This window comes from Rhizobium oryzihabitans (genome assembly GCF_010669145.1).
Classification (GTDB): domain Bacteria; phylum Pseudomonadota; class Alphaproteobacteria; order Rhizobiales; family Rhizobiaceae; genus Agrobacterium; species Agrobacterium oryzihabitans.
In genome coordinates this window covers 807861-831724 of sequence record NZ_CP048632.1, presented here as the reverse complement: position 1 = coordinate 831724, position 23864 = coordinate 807861, and the positions used below count along the sequence as shown (strand labels likewise).

Here is a 23864-nt window from a genome sequence, read left to right as displayed (position 1 = left end):
TGCCGGGCGTGATTAAGGATTTGTTGCGGACCGTGTGAGACATGGGACGAACAGGCAACAGGACGTAAGTAGGACCATGGCAAAGCTCAAGGTTGACGGTAAAGAGATCGAGGTTCCGGATCATTTCACGCTGTTGCAGGCGTGCGAGGAGGCTGGTGCTGAAGTTCCGCGCTTTTGTTTTCATGAGCGCTTGTCGGTCGCGGGTAACTGCCGCATGTGTCTCATCGAGGTGAAGGGCGGACCGCCCAAGCCTGCCGCATCCTGCGCCATGGGCGTTCGCGATGTTCGCGGCGGCCCGAACGGTGAATTGCCTGAGGTTTTCACCAACACGCCGATGGTCAAGAAGGCCCGCGAGGGCGTGATGGAATTCCTGCTCATCAACCACCCGCTGGATTGCCCGATCTGCGACCAGGGCGGTGAATGCGACCTGCAGGACCAGGCCATGGCCTTCGGTATCGCCGGTTCGCGTTACGCAGAAAACAAGCGCGCGGTTGAAGACAAATATATCGGCCCGCTCGTCAAGACGGTGATGAACCGCTGCATCCACTGCACGCGCTGCGTTCGTTTCACCACGGAAGTGGCCGGCATTGCCGAACTGGGCCTTATCGGCCGCGGTGAAGATGCTGAAATCACCACCTATCTCGAGCAGGCCATGACCTCGGAGCTGCAGGGCAACGTTGTTGACCTCTGCCCGGTCGGCGCGCTCACCTCCAAGCCTTTCGCTTTCACCGCCCGTCCGTGGGAACTGAACAAGACCGAAACCATCGACGTGATGGACGCGCTCGGTTCGGCCATCCGCGTCGATACCCGTGGCCGCGAAGTCATGCGCGTCATGCCGCGTGTCAACGAGGCGATCAATGAAGAGTGGATTTCCGACAAGAGCCGTTTCATCTGGGACGGCCTGAAGACACAGCGCCTTGACCGCCCTTACGTCCGCAAGGATGGCCGCCTGCAGCCCGCAAGCTGGGGCGAAGCCTTCGGTGCGATCAAGCAGGCGGTTGCCGCAACATCCGGCAGCAAGATCGGCGCAATTGCCGGCGATCTGGCCTCCGTTGAAGAAATGTTCGCGCTGAAGTCGCTTCTGGCGTCGCTCGGCTCGGCCAATGTCGATTGCCGTCAGGATGGCGCTGCACTCGATCCGTCGCTCGGCCGCGCCAGCTACCTGTTCAACTCCACCATCGAAGGTATCGAGCAGGCCGACGCCCTGCTGATCGTTGGTTCCAACCCGCGCTACGAAGCGGCCGTGCTCAACGCCCGCATCCGCAAGCGCTGGCGTCGCGGCGGTTTCCCGATCGGCGTGATCGGTGAAGCCGGCGAACTGCGCTACAATTACGAATATCTCGGTTCCGGCGCTGAAACGCTGTCCGATCTGGCCAACGGTTCGCACAGCTTCGTCGACAAGCTGAAGTCCGCCAAGAACCCGCTGATCATCATCGGCCAGGGTGCTCTTGCCCGCGCCGATGGTGCCGCCGTGCTCGCTGCCGCTGCCAAGCTCGCCGTTTCGGTCGGTGCTGTCAGCGAAGAGTGGAACGGTTTCTCGGTTCTGCACACCGCCGCTGCCCGCGTTGGCGGTCTCGATATCGGCTTCGTGCCGGGCGAGGGCGGTGTTGCCGCCGCTGAAATGGTCGCGTCCATGGATGTTCTCTTCCTGCTCGGCGCCGATGAACTCGACCTTTCCAACAAGGGCGCCAAGTTCACCGTCTATATCGGCAGCCATGGCGACCAGGGCGCGATGAACGCCGACGTTATCCTGCCGGGTGCGGCCTATACCGAAAAATCCGGTATCTGGGTCAATACCGAAGGCCGCGTGCAGCTGGGCAACCGCGCCGGTTTCGCACCGGGCGAAGCCCGCGAAGACTGGGCGATCCTGCGTGCGCTTTCCGATGTTCTCGGCAAGAAGCTGCCGTTCGATTCGCTGTCTGCCCTGCGCGGCCAGCTCTATGTCGCGCATCCGCATCTTGCGGAAACCGACGAGATCGTCGCCGGCACGGCCACGGATATCGAAGCGCTGGCTGCCAAGACCGGCTCGCTCAACAAGTCGGCGTTTGCCTCGCCGGTTAAAGACTTTTATTTGACGAACCCGATTGCGCGCGCATCCGCTGTCATGGCCGAGTGCTCCGCATTGGCCCGCAACAATTTCCAGGCTGCGGCAGAGTAAGGGTAGGGGATTTATGGAACAGTTTTTCTGGAGCTACGTCTGGCCCGCGCTGATCATGGTCGGCCAGTCCCTGCTGCTTCTCGTTTGCCTTCTGGTGGCCATCGCCTTCCTGCTGCTCGCTGACCGCAAGGTCTGGGCGGCCGTGCAGCTGCGCCGTGGTCCGAACGTCGTTGGTCCCTTCGGTCTCTTTCAGTCCTTTGCCGACCTTTTGAAGTTCATCTTGAAGGAACCAGTCATTCCGGCCGGCGCCAACAAGGCCGTCTTCCTTCTGGCGCCGCTGGTTGCGGTGACGCTGGCGCTCGCCACCTATGCCGTCATTCCCTTCAACGAAGGCTGGGTCGTCGCCAATATCAATGTCGGCATTCTCTATATCTTCGCGATTTCTTCGCTTGAAGTATACGGCATCATCATGGGCGGCTGGGCTTCGAACTCGAAGTACCCGTTCCTCGGCGCGCTGCGTTCGGCGGCGCAGATGGTGTCCTACGAAGTGTCGATCGGCCTCGTCATCGTCACCGTTCTGCTTTGCGTCGGTTCGCTGAACCTGACGGACATTGTTCTGGCCCAGAAGACCGGCCTCGGTACCATGCTCGGCCTGCCTGCCTCGTTCCTCGACTGGCACTGGCTGTCGCTGTTCCCGATGTTCATCGTGTTCTTCATTTCGGGCCTTGCCGAAACCAACCGTCCGCCCTTCGATCTTCCGGAAGCGGAATCGGAACTGGTTGCCGGTCACATGGTCGAATATGGCTCCACGCCTTACATGATGTTCATGCTCGGCGAATATGCTGCGATCGTCCTGATCTGCTGCCTGACGACGATCCTGTTCATGGGCGGCTGGCTGCCGATCGTGGATGTGTGGTTCCTGAACTGGGTTCCGGGTATTGTCTGGTTCGCGCTGAAGGGCTGCATGGTCTTCTTCATGATCGCTCTGACCAAGGCTTTCGTTCCGCGTTACCGTTATGACCAGCTCATGCGTCTCGGCTGGAAGGTGTTCCTGCCTCTGTCGCTCGCCATGGTCGTTATTGTTGCATTCGTATTGAAGCTGACGGGGTGGGCCGGTTGATGTCCGTACTCCTCGCTCAGAAATCTGGAGACTGAGATGGCAAGCCTCTCCCAAGCCGTCAATTCACTGTTCCTCAAGGAGTTCGTGGGCGCGATCCTGCTCACGATGCGCCACTTCTTCAAACAGAAGGCAACGGTGAACTATCCTTTCGAAAAGGGCCCGGTCTCTCCGCGTTTCCGCGGCGAACATGCACTGCGCCGTTATCCGAACGGTGAAGAACGCTGCATCGCCTGCAAGCTGTGTGAAGCTATCTGTCCCGCTCAGGCGATCACCATTGAAGCCGGCCCGCGCCGCAATGACGGCACCCGCCGCACGGTGCGTTACGACATCGACATGGTGAAGTGCATCTATTGCGGTTTCTGCCAGGAAGCCTGCCCGGTGGATGCCATCGTCGAAGGCCCGAACTTCGAATTCGCGACGGAAACCCGCGAGGAGCTTTATTTCGACAAGCAGAAGCTTCTCGACAATGGCGACCGCTGGGAGCGTGAAATCGCGCGCAACCTCGCACTGGATGCGCCTTACCGTTAAGGCGCAACCGTCTTTCCGGGGAGACCCCGGAGAGCGATGAAAAGTAAAATGCCTGCGCGGTTTTCGCCGGCGGGGACGAAACGGGTGAGGGGCCTTCGAGCCATCTTTGCCCGATGAGGACAAGAAGGCACCAAGATGGGTCTGCACGCTGTATTCTTTTATATATTCGCTTTCGTCGCCGTGGCGTCTGCGTTCATGGTCATCGCATCGAAGAACCCTGTTCATTCGGTGCTGTTTCTGATTTTGACCTTCTTCAACGCAGCCGCGCTGTTCCTGCTGACGGGCGCCGAATTCCTCGGCATGATCCTGCTGGTGGTTTATGTCGGCGCCGTGGCGGTGCTCTTCCTCTTCGTCGTCATGATGCTGGATGTGGATTTCGCGGAGCTGCGCTCCGGCGTGCTGCAATATGCCCCGGTCGGCGCGCTGATCGGTGTGATCCTTGCGGCTGAGCTGATCGTCGTTGTCGGCGGCAGCGTCTTGAACCCGCAGGCGGCGAAATCGATCACCATGCCGATCCCGCCGGTCACCGAGCGCACCAACACCGCAGCCCTCGGCGACGTGCTCTATACCAATTACGTCTACTTCTTCCAGCTCGCCGGTCTCGTGCTGCTGGTGGCCATGATCGGCGCCATCGTGCTGACGCTGCGTCATCGCACCGACATCAAGCGGCAGGATATCTCCACGCAGGTTGGCCGTGACCCGAAGACCGCCGTTACCACGGTCAAGGTCAAGCCGGGCCAGGGCATCTGAAGGCGCGAACGGATCCAAGGAAACAGAATATGGAAATCGGTCTTTCCCACTACCTGACGGTCAGCGCGATCCTCTTCACGATCGGCATCTTCGGCATCTTCCTCAATCGGAAGAACGTCATCGTCATCCTCATGTCGATCGAGCTTATCCTGCTTGCGGTCAACATCAACATGGTGGCGTTTTCGGCTTTCCTGAACGACATTGTCGGCCAGGTCTTCGCCTTGTTCATTCTGACCGTTGCAGCCGCCGAAGCGGCCATCGGTCTTGCAATACTCGTTGTCTTCTACCGCAACCGCGGATCGATCGCCGTCGAAGACGTCAATATGATGAAGGGCTGATAAGGCTATGATCTACAAGGCTATCGTCTTTCTTCCCCTGATCGGCTTCCTGATCGCCGGCCTGTTCGGCCGTTCGATCGGCGCCAAGGCTTCGGAATATGTCACCACCGGTCTGATGATCGTGGTCGCCATCCTGTCCTGGATCGTGTTCTTCACCGTCGCGCTTGCCCATGGCGAGCCGGGCGAGGTGATCAAGGTCACCGTGCTGCGCTGGATCCAGTCCGGCGGCATCGACGTCGAATGGGCATTCCGCATCGACACGCTGACGGCCGTCATGTTCGTCGTCGTCAACACCGTCTCGACGCTGGTGCACCTCTATTCGATCGGATACATGCACCACGATCCGCATCGTCCGCGTTTCTTCGCCTATCTGTCGCTCTTCACCTTCGCCATGCTGATGCTGGTGACCTCCGACAACCTGCTGCAGATGTTCTTCGGCTGGGAAGGCGTGGGTCTGGCGTCTTATCTGCTGATCGGTTTCTGGTTCAAGAAGCCGTCCGCATCGGCTGCCGCCATGAAGGCCTTCATCGTCAACCGCGTCGGTGACTTCGGCTTCATCCTCGGCATTGGCGGCGTGTTCGTGCTGTTCGGCTCGATCAATTTCGAAACGATCTTCGCTGCCGCCAGCACCTATCTGCCGGCCGAAGGTGCCGCATCCACCGAAACCGTCATCAACCTGTTCGGCATGCAGCTGGACAAGGCCAATGCGATGACGGGCGTTTGCCTGCTGCTCTTCATGGGCGCGATGGGTAAATCGGCGCAGTTCCTGCTGCACACCTGGCTGCCGGACGCGATGGAAGGCCCGACCCCGGTGTCCGCCCTCATTCACGCTGCAACCATGGTTACCGCCGGCGTCTTCCTCGTTGCCCGCATGTCGCCGCTGTTTGAACTGTCGCATGATGCGCTGACTGTCGTGACGCTGATCGGTGCGATCACCGCCTTCTTTGCGGCGACCGTCGGTCTCGTACAGAACGATATCAAGCGCGTCATCGCTTATTCGACCTGCTCGCAGCTCGGTTATATGTTTGTGGCGCTCGGCGTCGGCGCTTATGGTGCTGCCGTGTTCCACCTCTTCACGCACGCCTTCTTCAAGGCTCTGCTGTTCTTGTGCGCCGGCTCGGTCATCCATGCCGTCGATGGCGAGCAGGACATGCGTTACATGGGTGGCCTGCGCAAGCATATCCCCCTCACCTTCTGGACCATGACCGTTGGCACCCTGGCGCTGACCGGCGTTGGTATTCCGGGCACGATGATCGGTTTTGCCGGCTTCTTCTCGAAGGACGTCATCATCGAATCCGCTTATGCTTCGCATTCGGTTCTCTCGGGCGTCGCCTTCACGCTGCTGGTCATCGCGGCCCTGTTCACCAGCTTCTACTCCTGGCGTCTGGCCTTCATGACCTTCTTCGGCAAGCCGCGCGCTTCGGCCGATGTGATGCACCACGTGCATGAATCGCCGATGGTCATGCTGATCCCGCTCTTCATCCTCACAATCGGCGCGATCTTCGCCGGTGTGGCCTTCGAAGGTTACTTCTTCGGCGAGGAATATGCCGAATTCTGGAAGGGTGCCCTGTTCACGCTTCCCGGCAACGAAATCCTAGAGGAATTCCACCACGTGCCGCTGTGGGTCAAGTGGAGCCCGTTCTTCGCCATGGCGCTTGGTTTCGTGACCGCATGGTACATGTATATCAAGTCGCCCGAGACGCCGAAGCGTCTGGCCGAGACCCATCGTGGCCTCTACCAGTTCCTTCTCAACAAGTGGTACTTCGACGAACTCTACGACTTCCTCTTCGTTCGTTCCGCAAAGGCGCTCGGCCGCTTCCTGTGGAAGAAGGGCGACGTCGCCGTCATCGACCATTATGGACCGAACGGCATTGCAGCGCGTGTGGTTGACGTGACCAACCGCATGGTCCGCCTGCAATCCGGTTACCTTTATCATTATGCCTTTGCGATGCTGATCGGCATCGCGGCGCTTGTCACCTGGATGATGCTCGGGAGTGCCCTCTGATGACCGATTGGCCCATTCTTTCAACGGTCACCTTTCTGCCGCTCGTCGGCGTGGTGCTCTTGCTCTTGACCAATGAGAACGGCCCCTTCGGTCGCCGCAACATTCTCAACGTCTCGCTGCTGACGACCGTTTTCACCTTCCTGGTGTCGCTGTTCATCTGGATCGGCTTCGATAATTCGAACCCCGGTTTCCAGATGGTGGAAAAGCACGCCTGGTTCGGCAACATCGCCGCTTACCATCTGGGCGTCGACGGCATCTCCATGCTGTTCGTCATCCTCACCACTTTCCTCATGCCCTTCTGCGTGCTGGCAAGCTGGGATTCGATTGAAAAGCGCATCAAGGAATACATGATCGCCTTCCTGCTTCTGGAAGTCGTCATGATCGGCGTCTTCGTGGCGCTGGATACGGTTCTCTTCTACGTCTTCTTCGAAGCGACGCTGATCCCGATGTTCATCATCATCGGCGTCTGGGGCGGCAAGGATCGCGTCTACGCCTCCTACAAGTTCTTCCTCTACACGCTGCTCGGCTCGGTTCTGACCATGCTCGCCATCATGGCGATGTACTGGCAGTCCGGTACGACTGATATGACGGAACTTCTGAAATACGGCTTCCCGGCCGGTATGCAGACCTGGCTGTGGCTTGCCTGTTTCGCGGCCTTCTCGGTCAAGATGCCGATGTGGCCGGTCCACACCTGGCTGCCCGACGCCCACGTGCAGGCGCCGACCGCCGGTTCGGTCATCCTTGCCGGTGTCATGCTGAAGCTCGGCGGTTACGGTTTCATCCGTTTCTCGCTGTCGATGTTCCCCTTGGCGTCGGACTATTTCGCTCCCTTCGTCTTCACGCTGTCGGTTCTCGCCATCATCTACACCTCGCTGGTCGCGATGATGCAGGACGATATCAAGAAGCTGATCGCCTACTCCTCCGTTGCCCACATGGGTTACGTCACGATGGGCATCTTCGCCGCCAACGTTCAGGGCGTGCAGGGCGCGATCTTCCAGATGCTGTCGCACGGTATCGTCTCGGGCGCGCTCTTCCTCTGCGTCGGCGTTGTCTATGACCGGCTGCACACTCGCGAGATTTCGGCCTATGGCGGTCTCGTGAACAACATGCCGAAATATGCCGTTGCCTTCATGATCTTCACCATGGCCAATGTCGGTCTGCCCGGCACCTCCGGCTTCGTTGGTGAATTCCTGACGCTGATCGGCGTATTCCGCGCCAACACGCTGGTCGCGCTGTTTGCGGCAACCGGCGTCATCCTCTCGGCCGCCTATGCGCTGTGGCTTTATCGCCGCGTGATTTTCGGCGCGCTCGAGAAGGAAAGCCTGAAGGCGATGCTCGATCTGTCGACCCGCGAAAAGGTCATCCTTTATCCGCTGGTCGTCCTGACGATCTTCTTCGGCGTCTATCCGGCGCCGGTGTTCGATGCCACCGCCGCATCGGTCGATCTTCTGGTAAACAACTATACGGCTGCATTGCAGGCGGCGCAAAATGTTGCGCTCACTATGAATTGACGACAGGACCCGTTGGACATGACCGCTGAAATTCTTTTTGCCAGTCTGCACATCGCGACGCCCGAGCTGATCCTTGCGGTCGGCGCGCTGGCGCTGCTCATGATTGGCGTCTTCTCGGGCGACAAGTCGACAACGACGGTCACGGGCCTCTCCGTGGCCCTGCTGCTCGTCGTCGGTCTCTGGATCGTCTTTGCGCCCGCTTCGGGTGTGGCCTTCGGCGGCGTTTACGTCGCCGATGCCTTCGGTAACTTCATGAAGGTGCTGGCGCTGATCGGCTCGATCACCGCCATGATCCTTTCCGTCGGCCAGGGCCGTTTCGAACCGGTCGGCCGGTTCGAATATCCCGTGCTGCTGGTTCTGGCGACCCTCGGCATCCTGCTGATGATCTCGGCCAACAACCTGATCTCGCTCTATATGGCGCTGGAACTGCAGTCGCTTGCGCTCTACGTCGTCTGCGCCATCAACCGGGAAAGCCTGCGCTCCACCGAAGCGGGCCTGAAATATTTCGTTCTCGGCGCGCTCTCCTCGGGCATGCTGCTTTACGGCATGTCGCTGGTTTACGGCTTTACCGGCAATACCGGCTTTACCGAAATCGCCCAGGTGCTGACGGCAGAGACGCGTTCGCTCGGCCTCGTTTTCGGTCTGGTCTTTGTTCTCGCCGGTCTGGCATTCAAGATCTCCGCCGTGCCGTTCCACATGTGGACGCCGGACGTTTATGAAGGCGCGCCGACCCCGGTCACGGCCTTCCTGTCCGCGGCCCCAAGATTGGCGCCATGGCGATCTTCGTTCGCATCGTCATTGATGCTTTCCAGCCGGTTTTTGCCGACTGGCAGCAGATCGTCGTCTTCATCTCCATCGCTTCCATGCTGCTCGGCTCGTTTGCGGCAATCGGCCAGAAGAACATCAAGCGACTGATGGCCTATTCCTCCATCGGTCACATGGGTTACGCGCTTGTCGGTCTGGCGGCGGGTACAGAGGCTGGTGTTTCGGGGGTCATTCTCTACATGACCATCTACATGGTCATGACGCTTGGCACCTTCGCCTGCATTCTCTCCATGCGCCGCAAGGAAATCGGCAATGTGGAGACTGTCGAGGATCTGGCCGGGCTTTCCTCCACCAACCCGTTCATGGCGGTTGTGCTGACGATCCTGATGTTCTCGCTTGCCGGTATCCCGCCGCTCGCCGGCTTCTTCGGCAAGTATTACGTCTTCCTCGCCGCCATCGAAGCCAAGCTCTACCCGCTCGCCGTCATCGGCGTGATCGGTTCGGTCGTCGGCGCGTATTATTATATCCGCGTCGTCAAGGTCATGTGGTTCGATGAGGCCAAGGGCAGCTTCGAGCGTCCGGCCGGCGAACTGAAAATCGTTTATGCGCTTTCGGGACTGTTCGTCGTCGCCTTCATCGTCTTCGGCGGTGCGCTCGGCAATGCGGTCACGGTCGCAGCAAAGACGTTCTTTTGACCAATACGCACAGGCATACGGGCCGGGTGTCCATCGATGACTTCCGGCACGAAGCGATGGTGGAAACACCATCGACCAATATAGAATGTTTTGCCCGGGCGCGGGCGGGCGATGGCGGCAATCTGTGGATCACCGCCATCCGCCAGACCGGCGGGCGCGGCCGTCGCGGCCGGCCGTGGGTCTCCGAGCCCGGCAATCTCTACGCCTCGCTTCTTCTGATCGATCCCGCTCCGACGGATCGCATAGGGTCTCTGCCGCTCGCCTTTGCGCTGGCTGTCTATCGCGCCATCCGTGCGGTCCTGCCGACAGGCGGTGCCCCGCTTGAAATCAAATGGCCGAATGACGTGCTGATTGGTCGTCAGAAAACCTGTGGCATTTTGATGGAGGCGGAGCTTCTGCCGGACGGACGGCGCGCCATCGTCATTGGCATCGGCATCAATATCGCCCACAAGCCGGAAAACCCGCTTTATCCCGTCACCATGCTTTCCGAACACGGTGCTTCCTGTTCACCCGACGAACTCTTCGCCCATCTTTTCCGCGAAACGGCGGATGTGCTGAAAAGCTGGGATGAGGGCAGGGGTGTGTCCGGCGTCATGACCGGCTGGCGGGCGGCCGCCTGCGGTATCGGCGAACATATCACCGTCAATTTTCCGGACCGCTCGATAGGCGGGCGTTTCGTCGGAATTGATGATAATGGTTATCTGCTGCTGGACGAGGATGAGGGCGCAAGACGCTCCATCGCCGCCGGTGATGTCTTTTTCGGATGAGGTGCGCGGTGCGGGCTGGACGCCCGCGCCGAACCGCATCCCACAGGTTGGAGCTTTCCTGCAGCTCTTGAAAAGCAGGGTGGCAGACCGGCTCCGCATCGGCCCGGTCGATCAGATGGTTTAACAGGTCCGATGCTGGTAACCGGCGCGGGGCGCGGCAGATCGCCGTCGCTCGCGCGTTCTCGTGAATGGATAAGAAGAATAATGGCTAAACAGGACGAACTGGTATTTCTGCCGCTTGGCGGCGTCGGTGAAATCGGCATGAATCTGGCGCTTTACGGATACGGTCCAGCAAGCAAGCGCGAATGGATCATGGTGGATTGCGGTGTGACCTTTGCCGGTCTCGATCTGCCGGGGGTCGATCTGGTTTTGCCCGACATCAGCTACATCGCCGAGCAGAAGAAGAACCTCAAAGGCATCATCATCACCCACGCCCATGAGGACCATTACGGCGCGCTGAACGATCTGTGGCCGGGCCTCAACGTGCCCGTCTATGCCTCGGGTTTCACCGCCGGCATGCTGGAGGCGAAGCGCGCCTATGAAGGCTCCCGCGCCGAGATCCCGGTGACGCCTTTCAAGGCGGGCGATCGCATCAATGTCGGTCCCTTCGAAATCGAGGCCGTCGGCGTCAATCACTCCATCCCGGAGCCGATGTCGTTGGTCATCCGCACGCCGCTCGGCAATGTCATCCACACGGGCGACTGGAAGATCGACGAAGCGCCGTCGCTCGGTCCGTTGACGGATGAGGCCCGCTTCCGCGCCATCGGTGAAGAGGGCGTGCTGGCGCTGATGTGCGACAGCACCAACTCGCTCCGCGACGGCGTGTCTCCGTCGGAACACGAAGTCTCCGAAGGTTTGCGGCAGATCATCGAAAATGCCGAGGGCCGCGTGGCCATCACCACCTTCTCCTCCAATGTCGGGCGTATCCGTTCCATCGCGCAGGCTGCAGAAGCGGCGGGCCGCGAGGTGCTGCTGCTCGGCTCGTCGCTGAAGCGCGTCGTCAACGTCTCGCAGGATCTCGGTATCATGGAAGGTATCAAGCCGTTCCTGGCCGAAGACGAATATGGCTATATCCCGCGCAACAAGGTCGTCGTCATTCTCACCGGCTCTCAGGGCGAGCCACGCGCGGCCCTTGCCAAGCTGTCGCGTGACGAGATGCGCAATGTGGCGCTTGCCGCCGGGGACACGGTCGTGTTTTCCTCGCGCGCCATTCCCGGCAACGAAAAGGCAATCATCGAGATCAAGAACGGCCTGATAGAGCAGGGTGTCCACATCGTCACGGACAATGAGGCTCTGGTCCACGTTTCCGGCCATCCGCGCCGCAACGAACTTCTGAAGATGTATGAATGGACGAAGCCGCAGATCGTCGTGCCGGTGCATGGGGAGGCCGCCCATCTGGTGGCGCAGAAGGAACTGGCCGAACAGGCCGGCATCTCGCAGGTGCCGAAGGTGCGCAACGGCAATATTCTGCGCCTGGCGCCCGGTCCGGCGGAAGTCATCGACGATGCACCGCATGGCCGCGTCTTCAAGGATGGCAATCTCATCGGCGATATGGACGAGATGGGCATCTCCAACCGTCGCAAGCTTTCCTTCGCTGGCCATGTGTCCGTCAATGTGGTGCTGGACAGCCGTTATGACTTCCTCGGCGATCCTGATGTCGTGCCTTTCGGCCTGCCGGAATTCGATGACGAAGGCGAGGATATGGAAGATACGCTTTATGACGCCGTTCTCGGCGCTGTGGAGAGCATTCCCCGCGCCCGTCGCAAGGATCTGGAACTGCTGCGCGAGGCGGTTCGCCGCGCCGTGCGCGCTGCCGCCAACCAGACCTGGGGCAAGAAGCCGATCGTGACGGTTTTCGTGACGAAGGTCTGAGCCGGAGAGCCGCTGGACCTTTCAAACAGCTGCGTCGCGCCATATCCGGGTTGATCCGGATATGACGTGGCAACTGTTTCCCGCTTCTTCCTGTGGCTTTTTGCGCTTCTGGCAGGGAAGTGATTCCGGTTTACGGATGAATGCGTTACAAGGAACGCACATGCAGGGAGGATGTCATGCCGCTTCTTTCGGTCTTCGCCATTTATTTCATCGTCTGGTGGACGGTTCTTTTCGTCGTGCTGCCGATCGGCCTTCGTACCCAGGCGGAAGACGGAGACGTGGCGCTGGGCACGGTCGCAAGCGCACCGTCGCGGTTCAGGGGCGGCCGCGTCGTTTTGTTGACCACCCTGATATCGGCCCTGATCTGCGGCATCTGGTACGGCGGATCCTGGTGGTTCGGCGTCAGCCTTGATGACCTGCCGAGAATTATTCCCGTTTACGACTGACGCATCGGAAGCCTGTCGGCACCCATAGCAGACGTTCTCTTCCCCTCATTCCTGTGCCTGTCACAGGAATCCAGCCGACGCGCGTCCGCGCGGAGAGAGCGTCCTTTTCAGCCCAAAGACTTGGGCTGACTAGGCCCCTGTGACAAGCAAAGGAATAAGGGAAAGAGGCAGAGTAAAAAATCCTCACATGTCAGCACCCACCACGGCGCGGCAAGCGGCGCACCGGACACTGTCATAAGGATGTCATCTCCATCGTGCACACAGCATGGACGTATCGGACGGCTGATTCACCGTCACAATTTAACCGGAATAACGAGCCGGGGGTTGGTCGCGTCCATGAATCAAAAAAAAACAAGGCTTTTCAGCCTTGTTTTTCAGGTTTCGCGTGATCTGTAACCGTTACCGGGGCAGCGAACGAGCGCGCCTAAGATCTGATCCTCCAAGACTGACCGCGAAAACGACAAGAATTTAGACTTCCTGCCTCTTTTGTAAGCTAAAGCTAGCTTAATCACCCATGCTTGTCATCTCATTTTTTGCATATTTGTTACAGTCGGCAAAAAATTCCCTATGGTGCAATTTGTCGCACCGGAACAAGAATAATATTCCGACCAAAGCGTTTTGACGCGAATTAGCTATCGCGAAAATGCCATGAAATCGCCTTGAGCGCTCTTTTCATGGCGGGTTTTCTTCTTGGCGGGAAACGGCTATGTACGGCGCCAATATCCCTCTATTCGGGGCGATTCCCGCGCATATGCGCGTTATCGCCAATATCAATGGAAGCCGTCATGCGTCTTAGCCGTTATTTCATGCCCATCCTGAAGGAAAACCCCAAGGAAGCGGAGATCGTCTCCCACCGCCTGATGCTGCGTGCGGGCATGATCCGGCAGCAATCGGCTGGCATTTATTCCTGGCTGCCGCTCGGCAAACGTGTGCTGGACAAGGTCAACAGGATCATCCGGCAGGAGCAGGACCGCTCCGGCGCCATCGAGCTTCTGATGCCGACGCTGCAATCGGCCGAGCTCTGGCAGGAAAGCGGCCGCTACGATGACTACGGCAAGGAAATGCTGCGCATCAAGGACCGCCAGGACCGTCAGATGCTCTATGGTCCCACCAACGAGGAGATGATCACCGACATCTTCCGTTCCTATGTGAAGTCCTACAAGAACCTGCCGCTCAACCTCTACCATATCCAGCTGAAGTTCCGCGACGAGGTTCGCCCGCGTTTCGGCACCATGCGCTCGCGTGAGTTCCTGATGAAGGACGCCTATTCCTTCGATCTGACCAAGGAAGACGCGATCCACTCCTATAACAAGATGTTCGTGGCTTACCTGCGCACCTTCGAGCGCCTTGGCCTGCGCGCCATTCCCATGCGCGCCGATACCGGCCCGATCGGCGGCAATCACAGCCATGAATTCATCATTCTGGCCGATACCGGCGAATCCGAAGTCTTCTGCCACAAGAGCTTCCTCGACCGCGCCATTCCCGCTGAAAATACCGATTTCGACGATGTCGCGGCGCTTCAGGGCGTTTTCGACGAGTGGACGGCCGATTATGCCGCCACCTCCGAAATGCACGACGAAGCCGCCTATGACGCCATTCCCGATGGCGAGCGCCTTTCCGCGCGCGGTATCGAAGTCGGCCACATCTTCTATTTCGGCACCAAATATTCCGAGCCGATGGGCGCGAAAGTGCAGGGCAAGGATGGGAAGGAACACCCCGTCCACATGGGTTCCTATGGCATCGGGCCGACACGCCTTGTTCCCGCCATCATTGAAGCATCGCATGACGAGAACGGAATCATCTGGCCTGCTTCGGTTGCTCCGTTCGATGTCGTCATCATCAACATGAAGGCTGGCGACGAGGCCTGTGATGCTGCTTGCGAAAAGCTGTATTACTCGCTGTCGAACGCCGGCAAGGATGTTCTTTACGACGACACCGACGACCGCGCCGGCCAGAAGTTTGCCACCGCCGACCTCATCGGCGTGCCGTTGCAGATCATCGTCGGCCCGCGTTCGGTCGCGAATGGCGAGGTCGAAGTGAAGGACCGCAAGACCGGCGAACGTGAAACCGTCACGATCGAGGCGGCAATGAACAGGGTGCTTGGCTAAGCACGAACGGAAAGATGGGAGCGGCCTTCATCCGAAGACCGCTCCAGTTTTAGAGCGGATGCCGCAGAGATTGGGACCGGTCTTTGAAAAGACCGATCTTGCAAGGTGAGATCAGGGAGACGAAATGGCAAAAGCCGAGGCTGACAAGGGTGCGGCTCCTTCCGCCCGGGAAAAAACCGCCCGGCCGTTTTCCGCTTTCGAGCGCATGGTGGCGTGGCGCTATCTGCGATCGCGGCGCAAGGAAGCGTTCATTTCCGTCATCGCCGGCTTCTCCTTCGTCGGCATCATGCTGGGCGTCGCGACGCTCATCATCGTCATGGCGGTGATGAACGGTTTCCGCACCGAGCTGATTTCCCGCATTCTCGGCATCAACGGCCACATGATCGTCCAGCCGATCGATCAGCCCTTCAACAATTATGATGAGCTGGCGAAGAAATTCGCCGCCGTTCCGGGTGTCAACATGGCCCTGCCGCTGGTGGAGGGCCAGACCCTGGCCTCCGGTCGCGGCGGCGCGGGCTCGGGTGCCTTGGTGCGCGGCGTGCGCCAGGAAGACATCGACAAGATCAAGGAAGTCGCGACCAACATCAAGACCGGCGATCTCGTCGGCTTCATGGCGGGCGACGGGGTTCTGGTCGGCTCAAGGCTTGCCGCCCAGCTCGGCGTGACGGCGGGTGACGATATCACCCTCATTTCGCCGGAAGGCGATGTGACGCCGATGGGTGTCAATCCACGCGTCAAATCCTACAAAATATCCGGTGTCTTCGAGATCGGCATGTCGGAATATGACGCCTCGATGATCTATATGCCCTTGTCGGAAGCCCAGCTTTATTTCAATGCCGATGGCATCGTGCAATCGATCGAGCTTTATGTCAGCCGCCCTGATGATGTCGACGGCATCCGGCCGCTGGTGGAGCAGGCGGCCGAACGGCAGATCTATATCACCGACTGGCGACAGCGGAACCAGACCTTCTTCTCCGCCCTGCAGGTGGAAAGAAACGTCATGTTCATGATCCTCACCCTCATCGTTCTGGTGGCAGCGCTGAACATCATTTCCGGTCTCATCATGCTGGTGAAGGACAAGGGCAGCGATATCGCCATTCTGCGCACGATGGGCGCCAGTTCCGGTGCGGTCATGCGTATCTTCTTCATGACGGGGGCGGCGATCGGCACGGTCGGCACCTTTGCCGGCGTGGCGCTCGGCGTCATCGTCTGCCTCAATGTGGAATCCATCCGGCAGTTCTTCTCCTGGGTATCCGGCACGGTGCTGTTTGATCCGCAGCTGTATTTCCTCAGCCAGCTGCCGGCCGAAATGGATTTGAGCGAGACCATCACCGTCGTCATCATGGCGCTGACGCTTTCTTTCCTGGCAACGATCTTTCCAGCATGGCGGGCTTCCAAGCTCGATCCGGTGCAGGCCCTGCGTTACGAATAAGGACCGCTTCGCAATATGGCAAAAAAAACAGTGCTGCGGCTTACCGGCGTCGAGAGGACTTATGGTCAGGGCGAGACGTCGCTTTCCATTCTGCGCAAGGCCGATTTTGAACTGAAGAGCGGCGAGATGGTGGCACTTGTCGCCCCCTCGGGAACCGGCAAATCCACGCTGCTGCATCTGGCGGGGCTTCTCGAACATCCCGACGCAGGTGAGGTCTTCATCAATGGCGCGCCCTGCAACGGCCTGCCGGATGAAACCCGCACGGCGATCCGTCGCAGCGATATCGGCTTCGTCTACCAGTTCCATCACCTGCTACCGGAATTTTCAGCGGTGGAGAATGTGATGATGCCGCAGCTCATCGCCGGTTTGACGCAGGCCGAGGCTCGCAAGCGCGCCAGCGCGCTGCTCGACTATATGCGCGTCGGTCATCGCGGCGAACATCGCCCGGCGGAACTTTCAGGCGGTGAACAACAGCGTGTGGCCATTGCGCGCGCAGTCGCCAATGCGCCGCTCCTGCTGCTTGCCGACGAGCCGACCGGCAACCTCGACCCCGAGACCGCGCATTATGTGTTCGATGCGCTGGAAGCGCTGGTGCGCCAGTCCGGTCTTGCGGCACTGATCGCCACCCATAATCACGATCTCGCCAACCGCATGGATCGTCGCGTGACGCTCGCCGAAGGGAAGATCGTCGATTTCTGATCGTCACTGCATAGGGCGATCATTGCGACACCCGGTGCGATCCGTACCGAACCGGTGAGTCTCTTCACCCTGCGTCGGCCAGACTGTCGCTCGCTCTTCCACAACTGAATTTTTCCGAACCCGGAGGTGTTTTTTGCCTCCGGGTTTTTTTGCTTTGGAGTCAGGGACTTGCCGACAACGCCAACGGAACCGCGGCCGATTCTCTCGCGTTAGCAAGAGGAACCTCAGCAGAACCCTGTTGACAATGGAACGAAATGAGAACAAAGTTGGAACATAACGAGTAAGGAGAGACCAATGACTGATTTCATCCGTGACGTTGCCGCTTTCGCTTCCATCGCTGTCTTTGTTGCCAGCTTTTCGGTGATCCTCACTGCCCTGTGAAGGACGCACCGGCGCAGAAGCCTGTATAGAGGCCGCAAGGCTGTGGACTTTGAGCGCCGGAAATCGGAAAATCGCCCCCTCGATTCAGAATGACAGGACGATGTTATGGGCGATACGGTTGTGCGTGGAGAAAACTCTGACGGAACGCTGAAGACGCCGGGTTTCGTCCATCTGCGGGTCCATTCCGCTTACTCCCTGCTTGAGGGGCGCTACCCCTCAAGAAAATCATGTCCAAGGCCGTTGCTGACGGCCAGCCGGCCATTGCCATCACCGACACCAACAATCTTTTCGTTGCGCTGGAATTTTCCGAAAAGGCGCGCGATGAGGGTCTGCAGCCGATCATCGGCTGCCAGGTATCGATCGACATGCAGGATGCGGCGGATGATCGCCGCAACCATAACAGCCACCTCGCAAAACTTCCCGCCATCGTGCTTCTGGCGGCCGATGCTGAAGGTTACGAGCGGCTGGTGGATCTGATCAGCCGTGCCTATCTGGAGGGTGAAAGCGGAGGCCAGTCCGTGCATATTACCCGCGCGTGGCTGGAGGAAGCCTCCAATGCCGGTTTGATCGTGCTGACGGGCGCCTCGGGTGGTCCTGTTGATATGGCCCTGAAGGAAGGGCATGCATCCCAGGCAAAAGAACGTCTGATAACGCTGAAGTCGCTCTTCGGTGACAGGCTTTACATCGAATTGCAGCGCCAGTCCGGTTATGACCGCGCCCATGAGCGGCGTATGATCGGGCTTGCCTATGAACACGATATTCCGCTTGTCGCCACCAATGAGGCGTTCTTTCCTTCAAAGGCCGATTACGAGGCGCATGATGCGTTGATGGCGGTGGCGCATAACGCCATCGTTTCCGATGACAGCCGGTTTCGCCTGACCCCCGACCATTATCTGAAAAGCCGCGAGGAAATGACGGCGCTGTTTGCCGACATTCCCGAGGCGCTGGAAAACACCATCGAGATTGCGCTCCGCTGCTCCTACGTGCTGAAAAAACGCGGGCCGATCCTGCCGCGTTTCACCGGCGCCAGCGACGATCCGGAGGCTGCGGAACACGCCGAAACCGAGGAGCTTCGTCGACAGGCTGTCGAGGGGCTGGATCAGCGGCTCGCCGCGCTCGGCATGTCGCCCGGCTATACGGAGCATGATTATCGCGAGAGACTGGATTTCGAGCTCGGCGTCATCTCGCGCATGAAATTCCCCGGTTACTTCCTCATCGTTGCCGACTTCATCAAATGGGCCAAGCAGCAGGATATTCCGGTCGGTCCCGGCCGCGGTTCGGGTGCCGGCTCGCTCGTTGCCTATGCACTCACCATCACTGACGTCGATCCCCTGCGCTTCTCGCTGCTGTTCGAACGCTTCCTCAATCCCGAACGCGTATCGATGCCCGACTTCGATATCGACTTCTGCCAGGATCGCCGCGAAGAGGTGATCCGTTACGTGCAGCGCAAATATGGCCGCGAGCAGGTGGCGCAGATCATCACCTTCGGTTCGCTGCAGGCGCGTGCGGCTTTGCGCGACGTTGGCCGCGTGCTGGAAATGCCCTATGGGCAGGTGGACAAGATCTGTAAGCTCGTGCCCAACAACCCGGCCAATCCGACACCCTTGTCGAAAGCCATCGAGGAAGAACCGCGTCTGCAGGAAGAAGCGGACAAGGAACCGGTCGTCGCCCGTCTGCTTGATATCGCCCAGAAGATCGAAGGGCTTTACCGGCACGCATCCACCCATGCCGCCGGTATCGTCATCGGAGACCGGCCGCTGTCGAAGCTGGTGCCGATGTATCGCGATCCGCGCTCCGACATGCCGGTCACGCAATTCAACATGAAATGGGTGGAAAGCGCCGGCCTCGTCAAATTCGACTTTCTCGGCCTGAAGACGCTGACGGTGCTGAAGGTGGCCGTCGATTTCGTTGCCAAGCGTGGCATCAAGGTCGATCTTGCCGCAATTCCGCTCGATGACGCCAAAACCTACGAGATGCTGTCGCGTGGCGAGACCATCGGCGTGTTCCAGGTGGAAAGTGCCGGCATGCGCAAGGCGCTGATCGGCATGCGCCCGGACTGCATCGAGGATATCATCGCGCTGGTGGCTCTCTATCGTCCGGGACCGATGGAGAATATCCCGGTCTATAATGCCCGCAAGCATGGCGAGGAGGAGCTGGAATCCATCCATCCGACCATCGACCATCTCTTGAAGGAAACCCAGGGCGTTATCGTCTATCAGGAACAGGTGATGCAGATCGCCCAGGTTCTCTCCGGTTACTCACTCGGCGAGGCCGATCTTCTGCGCCGCGCCATGGGCAAAAAGATCAAGGAGGAGATGGACAAGCAGCGCGAACGTTTCGTTGATGGCGCCATCAAGAACGGCGTATCGAAGCCGCAGGCCGACACCATCTTCGACCTTCTGGCGAAATTCGCCAATTACGGCTTCAACAAGAGCCACGCCGCCGCCTACGCCATCGTTTCCTATCAGACCGCCTATATGAAGGCGCATTATCCGGTGGAGTTCCTTGCGGCCTCCATGACGCTTGATATGGCGAATACGGATAAGCTCAACGATTTCCGGCAGGATGCCGGCCGCCTCGGCATCGAGATCGTCGCACCTTCCGTGCAGACCTCCTTCCGCCAGTTCGAGACGGGCGAAAACCGCATCTATTATTCGCTGGCCGCCATCAAGGGCGTGGGCGAGGGGGCGGTGGAGCACATCGTCACTGTTCGCGGCGACAAGCCGTTTACGAGCCTTGAGGATTTCTGCCTGCGGATCGATCCGAAGCAGATCAATCGGCGTGTGTTGGAAAGCCTCATCAATGCCGGCGGTTTCGATTGTTTCGGTCGCGACCGTGCCGAGATGATCGGCGGTCTGGACCGTATCATCGGTTATTCGCAGCGCGCGCAGGAAAGCCGTGTCACCGGCCAGTCGGACATGTTCGGCTCAGGCGGCGCAAGCGGTCCGGAAAAGCTCGTGCTGCCCGCCTTCCAGCCCTGGCTCGCTTCGGAAAAGCTGCTGCGCGAATATCAGGTACTCGGCTTTTACCTCACCGCCCATCCGCTCGATACCTATCGGCCGGTCCTGGAGAAATTGCGGGTACAGAATTTCGCCGATTTTTCAGCGGCGGTGAAGCAGGGCGCAACCGCCGGGCGTCTGGCCGGCACGGTCACGGGCAAGCAGGAGCGCAAGACCCGCACCGGCAACAAGATGGGAATCGTCACCTTCTCGGATGCCTCCGGCCAATATGAGGCTGTGCTGTTTTCCGAAGGGCTCGGCCAGTTCCGTGATCTGCTAGAAGTGGGCAAATCGCTGGTCATCACCGTTCAGGCCGAAGAGCGACCGGAAGGCATCGGTCTTCGCATCCAGACGGCGCAATCGCTGGAGGAGAAATCCGTGCAGATGCAGAAGGCTCTGCGCGTTTACGTGCGCGATTCCGGCCCGCTGAAAACCGTCGCCAGGCACCTCAACACGAAGGGTGACGGATCGGTCTATTTTATCGTCATCAAGGATGAAGGCAGTCGCGAGATCGAGGTGGAACTGACGGAGAAATACCGCATTTCGCCGGAAATCGCCGCAGCACTTCGCTCCGCTCCCGGCATTGTTGATGTCGAGCTGGTGTGAGGCCTCGATCGCTTGCAGCCTGCTCAGACCGGCCCTTCCCTGGTCACGGTGATGAAGTCCGTTCCAGCGCCTGTCTCCATCTGGTGACTGAGGTCGGAAACGGTGATCGAGCTGCCCGTTGAAAGCTCCTTTTCGATGCGGGCGCGGATGTCGGCCGGTATGTCGAGGCGGCTGAGCACGGCGCTCAGCTGGTCGAAGCCGCCAGGAGCCTCGGTAACGGTAATGCCCAGCCGCTTGCGGGCAGCGGCCGGCAGGTGGTTTTCCAGCGTCAAGCCGTTCCATTCGGCGGTGCCCTTCGCGCGGTCCACCGAAACGGCCTCGAAGAAATGGGTTCCGAGCGCCACTTCAGGATCCTTGATGTCGATGGCGGCCTCGAACAACGGCTTGAAATCCTGCCGCACCATGATCTGGCCGCTCAGTGGATGGTCTTCACCGGCGGAAGCATAAAGCGCCGTTACGAAAGCATCCGTCAGAAGCGGTCCGGTGGTTTTCAGCCCTTTCCAGCGCTTGAAACCGTTAATGGCGCTGATCGTCATCTCTCCGGCATAACCATCCGCTGAACCGGCGTCGAAGCCAAGGCGGGTCAGCACGGCCTGAATATCCATTACTTTTTCCCGCTCACCGCGCCGGGTGATGAGGATTCGCAGGGGCGAGGCTTCCTTATCTTTTGCGGCCGGTTTGAGAGCCGGCTTGAGAGAATGCGTCTTTTCATTGACGGCGACCTCCACCGCACCCAGTGCGGCATCGAATGTCGCCGGACGCAGCTCGACATCGGAGAGCAGCAGCTCGCCGTCATCGCCATCCTCGCGCGGCTCAAACAGCGCCGGATGCTGCACGAAGCGCAGCGAGACCGGCCGGTCGGTGATGATGACGTGCACGCCGCGTTGCGTGTCGCCGAAGAGTGACTTTGCGAATTTGGAGGGCAGGCGCACACAGCCATGCGAGGCCGGATAATTCGGCACCTTGCCTTCGTGGAGTGCTATGCCCGACCATGTCAGCCGCTGCATGAAGGGCATGGGGGCGGCCGAGTAGATATTGGATTCATGGTATTTGCGCTTTTCCAGAATGGAAAATATGCCGCTCGGCGTCTCATGTCCGGCCTTGCCGGTGGAGACTTTCGATGTGGCGATGATCTCGCCGTTTTCATAAAGCGCCAGCGACTGATCGTTTTTCGAAACGATGATCTGCAGGGACTTGCTGTCGGCGGCGAGCGCCGGAAAGGCAAGAATGCTGGCCGACAACATGCCGGTCAGAAAACAGAGGCGAAGGGACATGACGCAATACACCACATGCACAAAACTTGCTTCACTCAACCACGCGAAGTTTAATGAAGTTTAAGGATGCGCCAGTTGCAGCATCACTAATTTGTGTAAAAGCTTAAATAAACGCGCGTCATTCGCTGAGAGCGGCGCCGGCATGCGCAGGCCTCACTTGCGTGTGCCGAAAGTGTAGCCGGTCTCGACGCTGCCCTTGCCGAACTTGTCGCGCAGCTTGTCCATGGCCGCTTCCGCCGCTGCCCGGCGTTCAGCCTGTCTGTCGACGAGATCGGGAGGATCGGCAAGCCCTCCATCGCGCAGATCGCTGACGCCGATACCGATCAGCCGGAACTTGGTGCCGTCGGTTTCTTTTTCCAGCAGCGAAAGACCGGTGCGGAATATCCGGTCGGCAAGCTGGGTAGGGTCATCAAGCCTGCGGTTACGGGTGCGGCTCTTGAAGTCGGCCGTCTTCATTTTCAACACCACCGTCTGGCCTGAAATGCCGCTCTTCTTCAGCCGCCAGGCGACTTTTTCGGACAGCGAGCGCAGGATCGGGACGAGGTCATCGTGCCGGGAAATATCGTTGAAGAAAGTGGTCTCGGAAGACACGCTTTTGGCCGGGTCATTGTTGTGGACATGACGCTCGTCTATGCCGCGTGAGAGCCGGAAGAGCCGCTGCCCCATCACCCCGTAGCGGCGCATCAGATCGCCTTCCTCCATCTCCTGCAGCTGGCCCACCATGCGGATGCCGTCCGCCTCCAGCGTTGCCGCAAATGCCTTTCCCACGCCCCAGATGGTGGTGACGGGCCGCGTCGCCAGAAAGGAAAGCGCCTCGGCTTCGCCGATTACCGAAAAGCCACGCGGCTTTTTGAGGTCAGACGCGACCTTGGCCAGAAACTTGCAATAGGACAGGCCGGCCGAGACCGTCACGCCGACTTCTTTTTCCACCCGCTTGGCAAATTTCGCCAGCACGCGCGCCGGCGGATCATGGTGCAGCCTTTCGGTTCCGGAAAGGTCAAGAAATGCCTCATCTATGGAAATCGGCTGCACGAGCGGCGTCAACTCCTGCATCATGGACCTGATTTCGCGCCCGACTCGGCTGTATTTTTCCATGTCCGGCTTGATGACCACCGCATCCGGGCAGGCTTCCAGCGCCTTGAACATCGGCATGGCGGAACGCACGCCCTGAATGCGGGCAATGTAGCAGGCGGTGGAAACCACACCGCGCTTGCCACCGCCAACGATGACCGGCTTGTCGGCAAGTTCGGGATTGTCCCGTTTTTCGACGGAGGCGTAAAAGGCGTCGCAATCGATATGGGCGATGCTGAGATCATAGAGTTCGTCATGGTAGACGAGACGCGGGCTGCCGCAGGCGCGGCAACGCCTCAGGCCCGCTGGCTGGCCCGCCAGACAGTCACGGCAAAAACCGGGATCATAGTGGTGCGACGTGGGCATGGACCGAAAACAAAACCAGAACGTTGCCGACCA

15 protein-coding genes and 2 pseudogenes are annotated in these 23864 nt (G+C 59.4%); 15 read left to right on the top strand and 2 right to left on the bottom strand.

The window, feature by feature from the left end; translation table 11 throughout:
• The first annotated feature begins 76 nt into the window (after window positions 1-76).
• The 15 genes and pseudogenes from nuoG to dnaE all read left to right on the top strand — a co-directional run bounded on the left by nuoG (window position 77) and on the right by dnaE (window position 21120).
• On the top strand, window positions 77-2158 hold the full coding sequence (gene nuoG, locus G3A56_RS04515; RefSeq protein WP_082184145.1) for an NADH-quinone oxidoreductase subunit NuoG: 2082 nt from the start codon (window positions 77-79) through the stop codon (window positions 2156-2158).
• A gap of 13 nt (window positions 2159-2171) precedes the next feature.
• Window positions 2172-3218: an NADH-quinone oxidoreductase subunit NuoH gene (gene nuoH, locus G3A56_RS04510; protein WP_003496451.1), complete on the top strand. Its 1047-nt coding sequence runs from the start codon at window positions 2172-2174 to the stop codon at window positions 3216-3218.
• A gap of 36 nt (window positions 3219-3254) precedes the next feature.
• Window positions 3255-3746: an NADH-quinone oxidoreductase subunit NuoI gene (gene nuoI / locus G3A56_RS04505; RefSeq protein ID WP_003496449.1), complete on the top strand. Its 492-nt coding sequence runs from the start codon at window positions 3255-3257 to the stop codon at window positions 3744-3746.
• Between the two features lie 135 nt (window positions 3747-3881).
• Complete coding sequence (locus tag G3A56_RS04500; protein WP_082184146.1) at window positions 3882-4496, top strand: NADH-quinone oxidoreductase subunit J; 615 nt, start codon at window positions 3882-3884, stop codon at window positions 4494-4496.
• A gap of 29 nt (window positions 4497-4525) precedes the next feature.
• The gene (nuoK, locus tag G3A56_RS04495; RefSeq protein ID WP_003496445.1) at window positions 4526-4834 is read left to right on the top strand and encodes an NADH-quinone oxidoreductase subunit NuoK; all 309 of its coding nucleotides are present in this window, start codon (window positions 4526-4528) and stop codon (window positions 4832-4834) included.
• Between the two features lie 7 nt (window positions 4835-4841).
• Window positions 4842-6839 (top strand): NADH-quinone oxidoreductase subunit L, encoded by a 1998-nt coding sequence (gene nuoL, locus G3A56_RS04490; protein WP_082184147.1) that lies wholly within the window; start codon window positions 4842-4844, stop codon window positions 6837-6839.
• On the top strand, window positions 6839-8350 hold the full coding sequence (locus tag G3A56_RS04485) for an NADH-quinone oxidoreductase subunit M (RefSeq protein WP_082184148.1): 1512 nt from the start codon (window positions 6839-6841) through the stop codon (window positions 8348-8350). Before nuoL ends, G3A56_RS04485 begins: the two co-directional genes overlap by 1 nt.
• A gap of 99 nt (window positions 8351-8449) precedes the next feature.
• Window positions 8450-9810: pseudogene (gene nuoN, locus G3A56_RS04480) on the top strand (NADH-quinone oxidoreductase subunit NuoN).
• A gap of 56 nt (window positions 9811-9866) precedes the next feature.
• Complete coding sequence (locus G3A56_RS04475) at window positions 9867-10577, top strand: biotin--[acetyl-CoA-carboxylase] ligase (protein WP_167373912.1); 711 nt, start codon at window positions 9867-9869, stop codon at window positions 10575-10577.
• Between the two features lie 204 nt (window positions 10578-10781).
• Window positions 10782-12449 (top strand): ribonuclease J, encoded by a 1668-nt coding sequence (locus G3A56_RS04470; RefSeq protein ID WP_082184150.1) that lies wholly within the window; start codon window positions 10782-10784, stop codon window positions 12447-12449.
• A gap of 140 nt (window positions 12450-12589) precedes the next feature.
• Window positions 12590-12895: a DUF1467 family protein gene (locus G3A56_RS04465; RefSeq protein ID WP_003496431.1), complete on the top strand. Its 306-nt coding sequence runs from the start codon at window positions 12590-12592 to the stop codon at window positions 12893-12895.
• A 785-nt stretch (window positions 12896-13680) separates the two neighbouring features.
• Window positions 13681-15003: a proline--tRNA ligase gene (gene proS / locus G3A56_RS04460; RefSeq protein WP_082184660.1), complete on the top strand. Its 1323-nt coding sequence runs from the start codon at window positions 13681-13683 to the stop codon at window positions 15001-15003.
• 124 nt (window positions 15004-15127) lie between these two features.
• A complete protein-coding gene (locus tag G3A56_RS04455) occupies window positions 15128-16435 on the top strand; it encodes a lipoprotein-releasing ABC transporter permease subunit (RefSeq protein WP_003496427.1) in 1308 nt (435 codons plus the stop codon).
• A gap of 15 nt (window positions 16436-16450) precedes the next feature.
• Complete coding sequence (locus tag G3A56_RS04450; RefSeq protein WP_137067534.1) at window positions 16451-17134, top strand: ABC transporter ATP-binding protein; 684 nt, start codon at window positions 16451-16453, stop codon at window positions 17132-17134.
• A gap of 486 nt (window positions 17135-17620) precedes the next feature.
• Window positions 17621-21120 (top strand): annotated as a pseudogene (gene dnaE / locus G3A56_RS04445) (DNA polymerase III subunit alpha).
• Window positions 21121-21143: 23 nt separating this feature from the next.
• Here dnaE and G3A56_RS04440 read toward each other — a convergent pair.
• Both G3A56_RS04440 and G3A56_RS04435 read right to left on the bottom strand, forming a co-directional pair.
• Entirely contained in the window at window positions 21144-22394 is a 1251-nt protein-coding gene (locus G3A56_RS04440; protein ID WP_082184152.1) for a L,D-transpeptidase family protein, read from the bottom strand.
• Between the two features lie 153 nt (window positions 22395-22547).
• Window positions 22548-23831, bottom strand: a complete 1284-nt coding sequence (locus tag G3A56_RS04435) for a DNA polymerase IV (protein ID WP_003496413.1) — start codon at window positions 23829-23831, stop codon at window positions 22548-22550.
• Window positions 23832-23864 lie beyond the last annotated feature (33 nt).